At 47.5% G+C, this 15,519-nt stretch carries 13 protein-coding genes; 2 read left to right on the top strand and 11 right to left on the bottom strand.

Annotated features, from left to right (window positions below; translation table 11 throughout):
- Positions 1 to 15: 15 nt before the first annotated feature.
- The 4 genes from DXA36_RS12155 to DXA36_RS12140 all read right to left on the bottom strand — a co-directional run bounded on the left by DXA36_RS12155 (position 16) and on the right by DXA36_RS12140 (position 4,355).
- Positions 16 to 1,038: a glycoside hydrolase family 76 protein gene (locus DXA36_RS12155; protein WP_243114636.1), complete on the bottom strand. Its 1,023-nt coding sequence runs from the start codon at positions 1,036 to 1,038 to the stop codon at positions 16 to 18.
- Positions 1,039 to 1,136: 98 nt separating this feature from the next.
- Positions 1,137 to 2,474 carry an ABC transporter substrate-binding protein gene (locus DXA36_RS12150; protein ID WP_118679638.1) on the bottom strand — a complete coding sequence of 446 codons (1,338 nt, stop codon included), beginning with the start codon at positions 2,472 to 2,474 and terminating at the stop codon, positions 1,137 to 1,139.
- A gap of 94 nt (positions 2,475 to 2,568) precedes the next feature.
- A complete protein-coding gene (locus tag DXA36_RS12145) occupies positions 2,569 to 3,444 on the bottom strand; it encodes a carbohydrate ABC transporter permease (protein ID WP_118679504.1) in 876 nt (291 codons plus the stop codon).
- Between the two features lie 14 nt (positions 3,445 to 3,458).
- Positions 3,459 to 4,355 carry a carbohydrate ABC transporter permease gene (locus tag DXA36_RS12140; RefSeq protein ID WP_118679502.1) on the bottom strand — a complete coding sequence of 299 codons (897 nt, stop codon included), beginning with the start codon at positions 4,353 to 4,355 and terminating at the stop codon, positions 3,459 to 3,461.
- A gap of 737 nt (positions 4,356 to 5,092) precedes the next feature.
- On the opposite strand from DXA36_RS12140, the gene DXA36_RS12135 reads away from it, so the two are divergent.
- Positions 5,093 to 5,629 (top strand): 2'-5' RNA ligase family protein, encoded by a 537-nt coding sequence (locus DXA36_RS12135; protein ID WP_118679500.1) that lies wholly within the window; start codon positions 5,093 to 5,095, stop codon positions 5,627 to 5,629.
- 198 nt (positions 5,630 to 5,827) lie between these two features.
- On the opposite strand, the gene DXA36_RS32910 is transcribed toward DXA36_RS12135, so the two are convergent.
- The 5 genes from DXA36_RS32910 to DXA36_RS12115 form a co-directional block, all read right to left on the bottom strand.
- A complete protein-coding gene (locus DXA36_RS32910) occupies positions 5,828 to 5,980 on the bottom strand; it encodes a hypothetical protein (RefSeq protein WP_182479035.1) in 153 nt (50 codons plus the stop codon).
- A gap of 125 nt (positions 5,981 to 6,105) precedes the next feature.
- Positions 6,106 to 7,248: a toxic anion resistance protein gene (locus DXA36_RS12130; protein WP_118679498.1), complete on the bottom strand. Its 1,143-nt coding sequence runs from the start codon at positions 7,246 to 7,248 to the stop codon at positions 6,106 to 6,108.
- A 16-nt stretch (positions 7,249 to 7,264) separates the two neighbouring features.
- Positions 7,265 to 8,950: a vWA domain-containing protein gene (locus DXA36_RS12125; RefSeq protein ID WP_118679496.1), complete on the bottom strand. Its 1,686-nt coding sequence runs from the start codon at positions 8,948 to 8,950 to the stop codon at positions 7,265 to 7,267.
- A gap of 24 nt (positions 8,951 to 8,974) precedes the next feature.
- Entirely contained in the window at positions 8,975 to 9,709 is a 735-nt protein-coding gene (locus tag DXA36_RS12120; protein ID WP_118679494.1) for a hypothetical protein, read from the bottom strand.
- A 257-nt stretch (positions 9,710 to 9,966) separates the two neighbouring features.
- Positions 9,967 to 10,239: a pro-sigmaK processing inhibitor BofA family protein gene (locus tag DXA36_RS12115; RefSeq protein ID WP_243114635.1), complete on the bottom strand. Its 273-nt coding sequence runs from the start codon at positions 10,237 to 10,239 to the stop codon at positions 9,967 to 9,969.
- 187 nt (positions 10,240 to 10,426) lie between these two features.
- Between DXA36_RS12115 and DXA36_RS12110 the strand changes: the two genes are divergently transcribed.
- Positions 10,427 to 10,678: a DUF2508 family protein gene (locus DXA36_RS12110; RefSeq protein WP_118679492.1), complete on the top strand. Its 252-nt coding sequence runs from the start codon at positions 10,427 to 10,429 to the stop codon at positions 10,676 to 10,678.
- Positions 10,679 to 10,787: 109 nt separating this feature from the next.
- On the opposite strand, the gene glgB is transcribed toward DXA36_RS12110, so the two are convergent.
- Complete coding sequence (gene glgB / locus DXA36_RS12105; protein ID WP_118679490.1) at positions 10,788 to 12,710, bottom strand: 1,4-alpha-glucan branching protein GlgB; 1,923 nt, start codon at positions 12,708 to 12,710, stop codon at positions 10,788 to 10,790.
- Between the two features lie 41 nt (positions 12,711 to 12,751).
- Complete coding sequence (locus DXA36_RS12100; protein ID WP_118679488.1) at positions 12,752 to 15,490, bottom strand: hypothetical protein; 2,739 nt, start codon at positions 15,488 to 15,490, stop codon at positions 12,752 to 12,754.
- Positions 15,491 to 15,519 lie beyond the last annotated feature (29 nt).

Genomic DNA, 15,519 nt, shown 5'->3' with positions numbered 1-15,519 from the left:
CTCCTTTTACCAGCTTTAACTGTTACCCAGTTTTGCCGCCATTTCCAGTGTCATTACAGCGCTCAGGTGCTGCGCGAGATCTATCGTCCCCCCGGACTTCTGTCTCCAGTCCCCGCCGGCCAGGCCTTCCTCGTTCATACCCTTTTCGGCTATCATCCGGGCATTCTTTTTTATGATGTCTTTCAGATCCTCAAATTCGTCGGACACCTGTGTCAGTTCATACACATATCGGAAAAAGATACCTCTGAACAAGCCGCAGTCATCGGGGCCTTCATAAGGAAAGATGCCGTCCTCATCCGCCAGCTCCGTCACCGCTTGGCGCGCCACTTTTCCCGCAAGCTCCAGATATTCCTTATGATTGGTTATACCTGCGTATTCCACGGCCGCCCCGATGATCACGCCCTGGCAATACGTAAATTTCCAGTCATAGTCCACCGCCCCGTCTCCCAGCCTGTTCATGCCATCCCATATGAAACAGGTGTCAGGATCCATAAGGTGATCCAGGTTCCATTTTAAAATTTTCTCTCCCCATTCCCGATCCTCTTCCCGGTGGAGTCTCTGATAAAGCCGGAAAGCTATTATAGCAGCGGGGGCGTTTGCCGGCGTATTTTTATAATCCGGCTGATCCTTTTTCCAGGCCATCCCTCCGCCGCAGCAGTCATTCCATGCCGTCTTACTATCATTCCATATAGAGACGGCCTGTTCCATATAACGTTTTTCTCCGGTAATATCAAAAGCACGGATGAGGGCAAGCGTCATCCACTCCATATCATCATACCAATTATGCAGGAAGGTTCCCCCATTTTCCCGGAAAACGCCATCATATTCCGCCTTAAAACGTTCCAGATAGTCCTTCTCCTTTGTTCTGGCATACCCATCCAGCAGGGCATCCAGCGCATGGGCATGCCACCAGTAAATCCACGATTCCTCTTCCTTTACCGGGTAATGATTGACAAATACTGCTTTCTCCTGATCCCAGAACTTGTTCCAAAGCGCATATTGTGCACGTTCACACGCCTCTTCTATTCTTTTCATCATACGCCTTCTTTCCTACAGGCTGAATCCTGTCTGTTTAAAACAGGGCCTGCCACAGCTTCAGGCAGACCCTGTACTTGAATCTTATATCGTCAGCAATCTCACTGCTGCGCTGCCTCCGCAAGGATTTCATTTCCCTGCTTTTCCGCATTGCTCAGGGCTTCCTCTGCAGTAATCTCACCCGCCACATATTTCTGAAGCTGGGGAATCAGGGCAAGGCCTTCCAAATCGGAGTATCCGAATACTTTGGATCGGATTCCTGCATAGTCCATCGTTTCCGAAAATACCCGAAGGATATCATCATCCATAAAATAAGGATCCTTTGCGGCTTCTTTATTTGCAGGGAGGTTCCCGCTGATTTTGCAGAATTCCACTCCGTTTTCAGGCTGCATTGTCCACCACTTAATGAATTCCCAGGATGCATCGGGATTTTTAGCCCCATTGGGGATTACCAGACCGAAACCGCCCATCATAGCGGATTTTTCACCATGATACCCCTGAGGCTGGCCAATAACACCGAAGTTAAGTCCTGCTTCTTTATAGGATTCCAGAGTCCAGGGTCCGTTAAATGTGATAGCCACTTTACCCGCTTTAAATCCGTCGCCGCCGAAGCCGTCTTCAAAACCGAGCTGATATACTTTATCCTGATTCAGTAACTGATCCCAGTATTTCAGCACTGTCAGCCCTGCTTCGGTATTAAAAGCGGCTGTAGGGGGATTGGTGCCGTCATCCACCATTTTTCCGCCCGCCTGGCCAATCCAGTTATTGAACAAACCAACATCCTTCAATGAAAAGCCGGACTGGATCAGCTTGTCACCGTCCCATTTTGTCAGTTTAACCGCCGCATCCCGCAAGCTGTCCCAATCGGTAATGGAAGCGGGATCCACACCTGCTTCATCCAGGAGGTCTTTATTGTAAAACAAAACCCTGGAATCAACGGTAAGGGGAATTCCGTACACCACATCTGCGGAAGTCATTTCATCCACAGCGGGTTCATAAAACTGGGACATATCCACATTATCTTTTGCAATGTACTCATCCAGGGGCGCAAGCGCTCCCTTCGGCGCATAAACTCCCGTATTAAACCGATCCCATAATACGATGTCGGGCACCTCATTGCTGGCTATTGCCGTAAGCAGCTTCTGCTCCATGCCGTCCTGTACCATATAGGTCACATGGTAGGTATCCTGGGAATTGTTAAAACCATCCAGCTGTTTTTCCAGCTGTGCCACCTGGTCACCGCTCCAGCTTCCCCACATCGTAAGCTCCACTTTTTCTCCGCTGCCCGATGCGGAAGTATCGGCTTGCTTTCCGCTTCCCGCTTCTGCCGTTCCCTGAGAAGTCCCACCGGTTCCTCCTGTCTGGGTTTTGCCGCATCCCGCAAGCATGGTTGTTGTCATTACTGCCGCAAGCAGCAGCGTTAATGCTTTTCTTTTCATTGTAAACTCCCTTCCGTGCATGTGCACTGTCATTTTTCCTCTTTATACCTGAACAAATGCCTGATGGCACCTGATCTTGCTTAAGTAATTGCCCCTATTCCTTCCCTCCGCTGAAAGCAATACCCTGGATATAATACTTCTGTGCAAAAACAAACACCAGAAGTGTAGGTATCGTGGCAATAACGGTTCCTGCCATCAACGGCCCGTACATCGTATTGTACTGGTACTGGAATGTGGAAAGCCCTACCTGAATCGTCATCATATCCTTGGAATTTAAGACAATCATAGGCCACATAAAGCTGTTCCAGCCTGACTGAAATGTCATGATTCCCAACGTTATCGCCGCTGGCAGAATTAACGGAAGATAAATATTCCAGAAAATACGGAATTCACTGCAGCCGTCCATCCTGGCAGCCTCCGCCAGATCATCCGGCAGTGTCTCGAAAAACTGCTTCATAAAGAAAACCGCATAAGCGCCCACTGCGCCGGGAAGTATAATTGCCGCATAATGATTGATAAAGCCCTGGCCCCCCTGGCCGAAGATATTATTGCCTCCCACAAGGGGGAAGTTTTTTAATACCAGGAACTGCGGAATCATGGTGATGACGCCCGGAATCATCATGGAAGAAAGCAGCAGGGAAAACATGGTCTTTCTCCCCTTGAACTTAAGCTTCGCAAAAGAGTATCCCGCCAGCGCCCCCAAAAAAATATTGGTAAGCACACCCGCCACAGCCAAAAACAAGGAATTCATAAAATATCTGCCGAAAGGTATCGTATCAAATACTTTCGTATAATTGGCAAGCGAGAAATTCTCTGAAAAAAGGGAAAGGGAACTGGAATAAATCTCCGCCTCCGGTTTAAATGATGTGGCAATCATCCACAAAAACGGATATACCGTAATTAAAGATATAAGCAACGCACCTATGTACCAGAAAACACTTTTTATATTTTTAGCTGTTCTTCTGCTCATCCTCTTCCTCCCCCTTAAATATCCGCTTTATTAATTTTGCTGTTTATCACCGTCATCACCAGGATGATTGCAAACAATACCAGTGAAATGCTGGATGCATACCCCATATCCAGATTCTTAAACCCGTTATTATATATGTAATAAACAATAGTAATGGTTGCATTGCCCGGCCCGCCCTTCGTGAGCACAAATGCCTGATCAAACACCTGGAAGGTACCGATAATCAGCATGGTTGATACAAGGAAGGTTGTCTTTGTTATGGAAGGCATTGTAATTCTCGTAAACATCTGCCATTTGCTGGCCCCTTCAATCTTTGCCGCTTCATAATAAATGGGAGGAATCCCTTTCAGCCCCGCCAGGAAAATCATCATATTCCCTCCGAAACCTGCCCATAAACTCATGAGGACAATAGAAAACATCGCCAGCTTGGAATCATACAGCCACGCCTTTCCGCTGATCCCGAATAATTCCAGAATCCCATTCAGCAGACCCAGCTGAGGATTCAGAATCCAGAACCACAACGTTGCCGTAGCAACTGTTGATGAAAGCACCGGCAGATAAAACAACGTCCTAAACAGCCCCACCATTTTCTGATCCGCATTCAGAAACATAGCCGCTCCCAGGGAAAGCAGCAATCCCGCAGGGACATACATCACGGTATACACACACGTATTTTTAAGCGCAATCCAAAAAAATTCATCCCGCAGCAGCTTCTGAAAATTAGCAACCCCCACAAGCCTTGGCGGATTAATCACATCATACTTGGTAAAACTCAATCCAATCGCCATAATCATTGGCAGAAGCGTAAACAAAAGAAATAATATCACCGGAGGTGCTACAAATAACCTCCCCATCCGGTCCTGCTTCCCAATAACCTTCTCTTCCACTACCCTTTTTTCTTTCTTTTTCATGCCCTCACTCCTTCCTGGTGATAATCCGCACTTTCCGCCTATCCATATCATTTATGTTATTTATAACATTTATTTTATATCATCCTCAGCAATCCTTTCCCCAATTTACATTATTTTCTGCCAATTCCGCTAATTATTGTCATTTTCTTCGTTCCCCTTTAAATAATATATATCTGTTTCGTTAATATGTACATATAATATCACTACATATCATAACATGCAAGTATTTTTATTATATTTATATTAAATATATCATTTATAACATTTAATAAAAAACACCAGGATCATTTTATATCCCGGTGTTTACACCACCTGCCGCCAATATCCGCTTATCCATTTTACATATCCTGCTGCCGCAGCAAAGCTTCCGCCATATAATCTATGTAATAAAAAAAGTATTACGATGATAATGGATTAAATGAAGTAAAATGTCGTGAGCCCTTATAAACGCTGTACTTTCATGCCTTTGTGGAGTGTGATAATCTGAATCAATTTAACGAATGCGGATTATTCGCTTCCGTTCTTTTTTTTCATAATTTAGAGGTAAAGAAATTGAAGAGCAAGCATAGGAAGAGGTACCCTCTTCCGAAAAACTGCTTGTTGGGAATTCTCCCAAACCTCTTTGCATTTTCGCAAACATCTATCCAAGGCACGTTCCGAATGAAAAGTAGAAAATTGACAAGGAATAGAATATAATCTAATCAAGTGATAAATTCTAATTTAAAGGAGGATTCCGTATGCAATATGCCATTGAAATGTACTATGATGATCTGACTGAAAAGGCTATTTATGATTTGGCAATTCAAATAGCTGACAGGGGAATTAGCAGTAAGTTTTTAGAGTGGAAAACCCGTCCGCATATTACGCTTGCGTGCTTTAATGATGTAGATGAAGATAAGTGCGAAAAGTTATTAAAGGACTTTGCGGTTAAACATTCTAAAAAGCCGGCATATATTGGTTCCATTGGGATGTTCAATGATTCAAGAACGATATTTCTTTCGCCCATAATGACGAAAGAAATGTATGATTTACAAAGAGATTTGCATGAATGTATGAACCTATTTGACACGACTGGTTGGGAATGGTACTGTCCTGATAGGTGGGTGCCGCATTGTACCGTTGCTTTAACAAAGGAAGACTCGGAAGAGGCATTTTTTGATGCGGCAGATTTTGTTTTGCACGAATTTAAAAAGATACAGGGTATCTTTCAATCGGTTGGCTTAGTTAAAGTTACATTCCCTGTTGAAGAACTTTATACAGTGGAACTAATGTAGTAAATCCCAGTTTGCTCTTGTCAACGATAAATTGAACGGGCTATTTACCCGTCACCCGTACTTATGTAGCAGCCAAGAGTGCAAAAGCAACGAGTGCAATCAATAAAAAATACATTACACAGAATAATATGATACCATTGAACAGCGTAACAATCCCCTTCCCCAAATAGAGAATGCGGATTCACACCCATAGACACACTAAAAAACTACGCCGGAGACTACGATACCATCTTCCTGCGCGAAATATAAGCCCTGCCCCACCATACTAATCTCACACGCTACCTTTTTATTCCCTTCAATCCAATATACATAAAATTTGCCGCCATACCCCAGGATAAAAGGAACCGTCACAGGGCCGGCTCTCCTTCGTCACAGCAGTCCGGGGCGGGATTTTCCTTCCTCCGCGGGCCGGACTGCTGTAACGAAGGAGAGAACGCAGCCCTGTGACGGTTCCTTTATCCGTCCTCCCCCGCAACCTACAATTCTACATTACGGCTCTTCTCCAACTTCTGCAGCTGCTTCTCCCCCTCCACAGCGATCTCCTTAAATTCCTCGATCGTCCGTGCAATCTGAGGCAGCGCCTTGGACTTATACGCACTGATATCATCCAGTGCAGATATGGTATCCGCAAATGCCTGCTTCAGGGTATCCGGAGAAATGCTTGCTTCCACCGCCTCACGCTGAATAGCAACGCCCTGCTCCTTCAGCATCTTGGATGTGGACAGAATCATATTGTTTGTCGTTTCATTCAGCATCTGTACCTTTTCAAGCACGATTTTCTGATTATACAGCGCGCCCGCAACGGTCACCGCAACCCGCAGCGAGGAGATAGTCACCGTTTCCGCACGGTCTACGGCACGGATAAGTTCCAGGTTGTTCTTGCGGATAACTTCCATAGCTATGATTCCCTGCTGATTCACCACCAGCAGCTGCTGGAAATCCATCAGCCTCTGACGCAGCGGAAACAGGATTTCTTCTTCGATGAACTTGATTTTTTCTTCCTCTTCCCCCGCCGCCTTCGCATTCTCCACCGCATTGGACAGATACGTATCCAGCTGGGTCCCCATTTCTATTCTCTGGGCCAGCTGCTTTGTAAGATCCCGCATGTCGGCCTGTTCGATTTCAAGCGTTGTATTATCATTCTTTAACATATTCTTGCCCTTATCCAGGGTTTTCACAATGGATGCAATCTCGGCATCGGCTGTTTTATATCGCTCAAAATAACGGCGGATAGGATTAAATATCTTGCCCAGCAGTCCCGTTTTCGTGAAATCCAGGGCCGAAGGATCCAGATCCCGCATTTTAATCGAAAGGTCTGCCAGCCCCCGTGATATCTCGCCCGTTTCTCCGCCCGCTTTGCTGAAATCCCCCATCCTCTTTTGAAGGATGCTGTTTTTAACGGAAGACTTTTTAATAATATCCGCCCCAAAGGTCTCGATTACCTGCACAAATTCTCTTCTTTCCGAAAGAGAATCCAGATCGACCCCCATAATCATCTCCGCTTTTTCCTTCATGGTATTATCAATGAGCACTTTATCCTCATTTGTAGGCAACAGTTCTTGTTCCACTTCTTTCTTTATTTCTTCGGCCCTGGGTAAATCCAGTGAAAAATCTCCCATATTCCTTCCCCCCTATTTACATATTCGCATTAAACAGATTCTTTAACTGGTACACTACATCGTCTGTGGAGGCATCGATGCTTGCCGCCTCATTTACAGCGCTGATACTCTGCAATGCCGCAAGATCGGCATTATATCCTATGGTATAAACCGGTATTTTCAGGCCGCTCAACACATTCCTGATGTCATTCAGGCTGTAGCCGGAATTAGTCTCCCCGTCACTCAGGACAAAAATCATCGGCTTGGCACCGGGGTTTTCCTCCAACGCCTTGTTGATCATATCCATAGCCACACAGATACCGTCAAAGGTAGCCGTACCGCCCGTAGCATAAAGATTCTCCACCGCTCCCTTAAATAAGGACTGTTGGTTCAGGTCGAACTGTCCTATGGGTAATTCAATAGTCACATCATCCGAATAGCTTACAAGGCCTATGTAGTTGTCGGCATTGATATATTTCATGCTGTTGATCAGAGACTCCTGCAGTGCATTCAGCGGAGCGCCTGCCATACTTCCCGAGGTATCTGTCACAAAAACGCCGATAACAGGTTTTCCGTTATCTTTATTTACTTTATAAAGCTTCTGGGCATCCACCAGCACATCACCGGAAACCGTGTCGTATTCACACACGTAATCCTCCATGCCGTTAAAGCCATACTCGTCTGCCCGCTCCACCGCTTCCTGTGAGGAACAGAATTCAGCAAACTTCTGAAGGATTTCCGTTTTCTCCGGGCTGGTTTCTCCCACGCTCACAAGCGGATTGTCATGCCTGTAGCCAAACGGCGTAAATTTATAGTTTCTGGAAAGCGCCGAATCGTTCTTATAGGACTGGTATTCCAGAATAAACCCATCCAGCGTGCCTCTCTCCGCCGCTTCCCTCATCTGCATCGTAGTCAGCGCCACAAACGGCACATTCTCCTGGAACTTCCGGAATCCGTCCACAGCCGTATCGGAGAGCGGATTGTCCTTATCATACCGTTCAAGGGTACATACAAGAAAATTCAGCCCTGCGCTGCTGGCGAAGGGATTGGTGTATCCCATAGTGAATTCACCGGCTTCCGTCGCCTCTGTTATCGCCTTTAAATCCACGCTTCCATATTTTTCCGTTATTTTCTTATAGGTAGCATCAGAAAGCAGGATCCCCGCAACATTTCCCACCATTCTCTCTGCTATCACATCGGTTTCCACACCTTTGGCATTAAGCATATCCACCCAAAGCATGCTGGAAGGGGAAAAACCGTCGGGCACCGCTTTCCCTGTGGCGATATAATCAAGCGCCTGTCCGCTGTTAACCTTCCTGATCTGAACCGAAACCTCCTGGTCATTTACGGTAAATCCCTGCCTGTTAAAGTCTTCCGCCATCTCACAAAGCCATGCATCCGATCCCGTACCGGCTTTTTCCGGGGAAGAATAAATCTCCGCATATAGGGAAGTAGACGCTGCCGTACCGATTTCACAAGTATCAATATCAGGAAGCTCCGCCGCCTCGTCTTCCACATCATCAAACTCTACCGGCGATTTTACAGGCGTTGCCGTATCAGGGCTGATTTTATTCACCATTTTCTCAAGGCTGCTTTTGGCACTTTCCTCTGAAATCACCTTATCGGATTTCCCAAGATTTCTTGTAAGATAAATCCCTCCAAACACAACTGCACATACCACCACTATGACTGCTGCCAGTATGCCGATTTTTTTCTTTCCCATAGCTCCTCCCATTCCGTGTTTCCACTATTGATAGTATTTTGCATCCTTTGTCAGCTTTTCGATTTCTTCCAGGATTTCGTTGTTCCTATCCTCATTTGCATTAATTTCATAAGAAGAAAGTCCGACAGCCAGCGCATCCAGCTTCAGAAGAATCTTTTCATTCAACGCAAGCGCCGCCTTTGTGGATTCATAATTATCCCGATACAGCTTCAGCTGCTCTTCCTGGATATCGTCAGGAATATCGTCTTCTTTATAAGTTTTAAGACGTTCATATTCTTCTTCATCAAAAATACTCATTCTTCCGGACATGGCTACCACATTTTTTATGGCTGATTCCTCGGCATTTGCAACAATGCTTTGAAACTTATCCCAGCTCATGGAGCCTTCTGTGAATTTACGTCCGATGATCTCATTAATTCTGTTCCTGCATTTCTGTACCCGGTCCAGCTGTCCGGACGCGGTTTTGGCAATACTGCCAAACATCCTGCTGTCCATATGGCTTTTCAGGATTTTCCTTGCCTCGTCCAAATTATAAACCTCATCAGGCACAATATGTATGGGTCTGGGTTCCCGCAGCATCCGGATATTCACATAGAAGAAAATACAGAGAAGCCCCAGCCCTGCCAGAATAGACATCCCGGCCCTGAAAATGCTTTCATCCGTAACCCGCAGCGCCATAAGTCCCGGCGAGTACAGAACAACAACGATTATCGCTAACGCAATATCTATCGCAATTAATTTCACATATTTTTTGTTCACTATCTGTCACCTCTTCTTCCGGCGAAAGTCTCGGCCCGAATCATACTGTTTCCAAATAAACAAAATTATTATACCATACCCCATCCTATAGCTGCAATCAAACTTTACCCCGGCGGAGGTTTCCCCCATGCGGCACGCAGAATTTTTATCAACGCCCTCCCCTCTCAGAAATACGGGCTTTGCCGGAAAACCCGGCAAAGCCCGTATTTTACGCCTTATTTTATTATTCGCGGCAACGCTTTATGCCGCCGCCCCCCTCACAGCATGGAGCAGATGCTGATTCCATACAGAAGGCCTATTCCCGGCAGCCCCAGCAGCCCCGACACCACGATGCTGAAAGGCCCGATCCCCACATGCCAGGAGAACCCCTGAGCGCTCAGGAACATGTTGATAAAATAAATGGACAGGGTTCCCAGCACCGCACGCATAATAAAATTAATCAGCATATCCGTCCTGCTGCGCATGGCCGCAATGAGTAATATCAGGGCGAAGCTGACACCTATCATCAAAATTCCGTTCATATTTTCCATTCGTCCTCCGGTCCCGACTTGTTTCGACAGGCGGCCTTCTTTTTCTGCACATGCCGAACAACCCGGTCTGTCCTTTCTACACAATATGTAAAAAAAGAAAAAATATAACATGCATATTTTCCCTTTTTCCTGTATATACTTATTAAAAAGTATCAATTTGGTAAAATCAGGCAAAGGAGGATGATTCATGAAATTCCATTTTAGCCAGGGCAGCGTGAACAAAGAGGACAAGCCCCTTACTTATCAGGAAAGCCTGTTGTTGGATATCCAAAAGACAAGATGTGAATTAGAAGATGCCTATACAGGCTTTGATTATGTTACTGATCCCGACCTGATTGACTGTTATATATATGAGCAGAATGCAGTCATGAAAAGATACAACTATCTTCTGCAGAAGGCGGCCAGCCTGAGGGCCGCGGAGCAGGCGATTACCGGATAAAAAAGAACTGGCGGCGTTCGTTTTGCATCGTTTTCTCCGGCTCATCAGATTACTCCTTTCAAACAACACGGCTTTCCGATATATCGGAAAGCCGTGTTGTCCGTTCCTATCAATATACAAATACCACCGCGCTGGAAGCAGGCAGGTCAAAGGTTATCCGGTAGGGCTTATAATCACAGGACTCTGCAACCGCCCTGATAGATGCAGGAATTTCCGCCCCGTTCCCCCCGAACTGTTTATCATCGCTGTTCAATATCAGCTTGTAGTTTTTCCGTTTCGGAACACCCACACAATAATCTTTTCTTTCCACCGGTGTCATGTTCAGTACAAAAAGAAGATTGTTTTTCCCATCGGAGGATTTACGGATAAAGCTGTAGGTACTGCGCTCCGCATCATCCGCATTGACCCATTCGAACCCGCTCCAGTCATTGTCGATTTCATGGAGGCAGGGGTATTTATGGCAAAGGTTAAGAAGCGTCTTCACATATTCCAGCATGCCGCTGTTAAGCTCATCCTGGAGCATATACCAGTCCAGCTCCCTTTCTTCGCTCCATTCCCTTTCCTGGGCAAATTCCTGGCCCATGAACAGAAGCTTTTTCCCTTCATGTCCGAACATATATGCATATCCGGCCCTCAGGTTCGCGTATTTATCCGCACGCAGGCCGGGCATTTTATTTACCATAGAGCATTTCAGATGAACCACTTCATCATGGGACAACGGCAGGATATAGTTTTCCGCGCTGTTATAGCTCATGGCAAAGGTCATGGCATAATGGTTGTTTTTACGGAAATAGGGATCCAGCTTCATATATTCACAAAAATCATGCATCCAGCCCATATTCCACTTAAAGCTGAAATCCAGTCCCCCCTTATCAATAGGGCCTGTTACCAGCGGCCATGCAGTGGATTCCTCCGCAATGGTCATAACGCCGGGGAAGGTTCCCCGAATGACGGAATTAAAATGCTTGAAAAATTCAATAGCTTCCAAGTTCTTATTGCCGCCGAATTTATTGGGCACCCACTCTCCGTCTTTTTTGCCGTAATCCAGATACAGCATGGAGGCAACTGCGTCCACACGCAGGCCGTCCACGTGAAACTCCTTAATCCAGAAAAGGGCATTGGCAATCAGGAAGTTTTTCACCTCATTCTTGCCATAGTTAAATATTTTGGTCCCCCAGTCCGGGTGCTCCCCCATCCTGGGATCCGGATATTCAAACAGCGCTTCGCCGTCAAATTCTGCCAGGCCGTGGGCATCCTTGGGGAAATGGGCCGGAACCCAGTCCAGGATCACCCCTATCTTGTTGCGGTGCAGCGTATTCACCAGATACGCGAAATCCTCCGCCGTTCCATAACGGGAGGTAGGGGCGTAATATCCGGTTACCTGATACCCCCAGGAGCCGTCAAAAGGATGCTCCGCTATTCCCATCAGCTCCACATGGGTGAATTTCACTTCCTTCAGATAGGCAGCGAGCCTGTCCGCAAACTCCCTGTAGGTATAGAAGCCGTCCTCCGTTCCGTCAGGATGCTTCATCCAGGAACCGATATGGCATTCATAGATAGCCAGCGGCTCCTTATTCCAATCTTTTCCGTCCCGCTCCTCCATCCAGGCCGAATCGCTCCATTTCAAGCGGGAGATATCCGTGGTAACAGACGCTGTCCCGGGTCTTTTTTCCGCATAATTGGCAAAGGGATCCGCCTTATAAAGCTTTCGTCCGTCAGCAGCGGTAATCAGGAACTTATACATCTCGCCTGTCCCTACTCCCGGAATGAAAAGCTCATAGATTCCGCCCGGCCCCTTTTTTTTCATGGGGTATTGGGTTTCTTCCCATCCGTTAAAAGTTCCGAAAACATGTACCTGTTCGGCATGCGGCGCCCAAACTGCAAAAAACATTCCTTTCTTTCCATTTTCTACAGAAGGATGCGCCCCCAGTTTTTTGTAAATATCATAGTGCGTCCCCTGTGCAAACAGATACTCATCGGCTTCGGAGATAAAGACCTTCTCCGCCTTCTTGTGTTTTGCTACACCTGCCATTTTTACCTCTCTTCCGCCGCCAGAAGCGGCTTAGATTCTATCTATATGAAATCCCCCTCATGCAGAATAATCATATCGTCGTCATCATAACGCTTTGCCAGCAGAACATCCATAAAATGCTTGGGTGTTTTACGGTTGGCGTGGTCGATAGCCTCATCCACAATATCCCTGACATCATTAACCATAACGATATGGTCACTGGTCTGCATATCTTCAATGCGGGTATGAAGGGCAAGCCTGCCCAGCTCATCGATGGCGTATTCCTGCATTTTTGCGTACTGACAGCCATAGGCTACAAGCGTACCGTTATCCAACGCCTCGATGTCAAACCGGGCATTAAAGAAGGACTCCATTTCCGGATTGGCGGAAATCAGCTTCTTGATATTTCTCTTTATATCTATGAGGATCACCAGAATACCTGTCCGTTCCTGGTTCAGCGCATCCAGGAGCCTGTATATGCTTTCGTCATTAATTTCCCCGGCAGCATCAATGATAAGGGCACCCCCCGCCAGCTTATCAATCAGCTCTCCGGGATCCTTCTTATTAAAAGCATCCCCTTCTATTTTGGCAAGCTTTCCGGAGAAATTAGAATCCTTGGATTTCACATCTTTGACTATGTTTTTGGCAAGGCTAAGGGTGTCGGATCCCGGATCTCCCGTAATGATCAGGTTGCCTGTATATGCCGCAAGACTCAGCTTATCCAGCGCACGCACCAGCTTCTTCATGGATCCTCTGGTCGGGACAAAGGACGCGAACAGCTGCTTTTCCGCCCTGCTCATGGCACGGATTTCCTGCTCCAGACGTTCCTCTTCCAGGCGTTCCATCATCTGCTGCGGGTTTTCCGGATTTTCCTCCTGTTCCGGATCCTCCGTCTCCTCCGTTTCCGCGGGTCCCTGTTCCTGCTCGTACCCAACAGCTTCCGGCTGGCTGATATAGGCAGGCTGCCTCTCCGCCGGATCTTCCTCTGGCACCGGACGGGTTTCAAAACCGGCCGGATCCTCATATACGGGTGCGGCTTCTTCATATACGGGTAAAGCCTCCGGTTCCTGCCTTACCGGAACGGGCTGCCCGGCTGCCGGCGCGGAAATCTCCTCCTGCACGGGCGCCGGCGGAGGAACGGTTTCCTGTACCTGTGCCGGCCGCACTGCGGCCGTTTCGGAAACAGCAGGCATGGAGACCGGCTGGGGGATCCCCCTCTCCGGATCCGCCTGCCCGCCCGGGGACTGCGCTTTATGTACAGTCTGCAGAACCGGCCGGGCGGCAGCACCCTCCGATGCGGCTTCTGCCGCAGCTGCCGCAGTTACGGCGCCGGTAATCTCTGCCCGTTTCATGGCATTTTCCACTTCCTCCGCAGCCCAAATCTTGGTATGCGCAGAAATAACACTTGTATCCGATGGACGCCTGCGCTCCACAGGTATCCTTTCTTCCTTTTGCAAACGTTCCAGAACCCCTTTTCTGGCCGTTTTATCAAAATCCCGGAAAAGAGAATCCGTCTGTTCCAAGACGCGCTGCTGCAGCTGCCTGCGGCGCTTCTCTTCATTCTCGTGCTTCATCTTTTCCCATTCTTTCATAATGTCTTCAATGTTCATCTGGCCGGTGATCTGCTTTTCCACCTGGTACCCTTCCGGCACCACCAGACTGATCTGCCCGTCATATTCCTGGGCAAGGTAATTGGTAAGCCCCGGATCCGATGCCGCATAACCCTCCCCGCCCGGTGTTTCCATCACGGCTGCAGCCATATCCTGCGATGCCGTCTCCTCCGCATAACCGCCGGCGGTAGAGTCCGGGGAAACAGGCGCCTCGTCATAAGAATAAGTCTCTTCCCCGTATTGGGCCGGATCATATTCCTGAGGAACCATTTCGCCGGTATCCTCCGCCGCTATATCATAAGGCTGATCCCCATAGGAAGCTTCCTCCTGTGCGTTTCTCTGATCCCGGTATTCCTGCAGGGATACCGGCTCCCCGGCCGGCTGCTGTCCGTTCAGCATCAGCTCTTCCATACTTCTGGCGAGTTCCTTCTGCAGGTTTATGGTATTATACTGCCCCACATCCATGGGCTTGACATGTATCTCATCCTCTTCCCCGGGTGTTCCGCCGGCATTTTTAGCGCGTGAGGAATTCCTGTCCGGCTTTTCCTCCGTCTCCGGTACCCGAAGGCCCTGCTTGCGCATCATATAAGCTTCATACTTCTGCTGCTGTGCAGGGGATAACGGCTGGTGAAGCATCTTAAGCTCCATCGCTTTCATCACGTATTTGCCTTCCCCAAACCAGAGGATCAGTTCGTCACATTCCTCCACACATTTGGTGGCCAGTCCCACCCGATGGTACAAGTAAGCCAGTTCATATGCCCATTTTTCCCGGTAGTCCCTCTTCTTCAGTTCCTCCAGTACCGCGATCCGCTCCTCCAGCCCCACATCCTGGGCCTCGTACAGCTTGTACTGAAGGACATATCTGCCGCTGTCATTGGGCGCTATCTGCGTAAAATCCTTATAATACTCCACTGCCTGTACGACTTCTCCCATCTTTATGGAAAGGTCACACAGGGAATAAACGATCATCCTTCCTGCCGGATGGCGCTCATTAGCCATTTCCAGCAGAAGCTTCGCGTCCTCAAATCTTCTGTTTACCTTATACAAATCACTGACCGTACAAAGCATCATCACGCTTTTTACCCTTGTCCAGTCAATTGTATCCGCTACCTTTGCCGCATCCACATATTTTTTCTGGGAAATCAGTGTCTTGATTTCCTCTGCCCGTATTTTGTACTCATATTTATCCAAGGTGCCACCTCTACCGTAATCCTGATTAG

Source organism: Eisenbergiella sp. OF01-20, assembly GCF_003478085.1.
In the GTDB taxonomy this organism is placed as follows: Bacteria; Bacillota; Clostridia; order Lachnospirales; family Lachnospiraceae; genus Eisenbergiella.
This window is presented reverse-complemented; position numbering and strand designations above follow the sequence as displayed.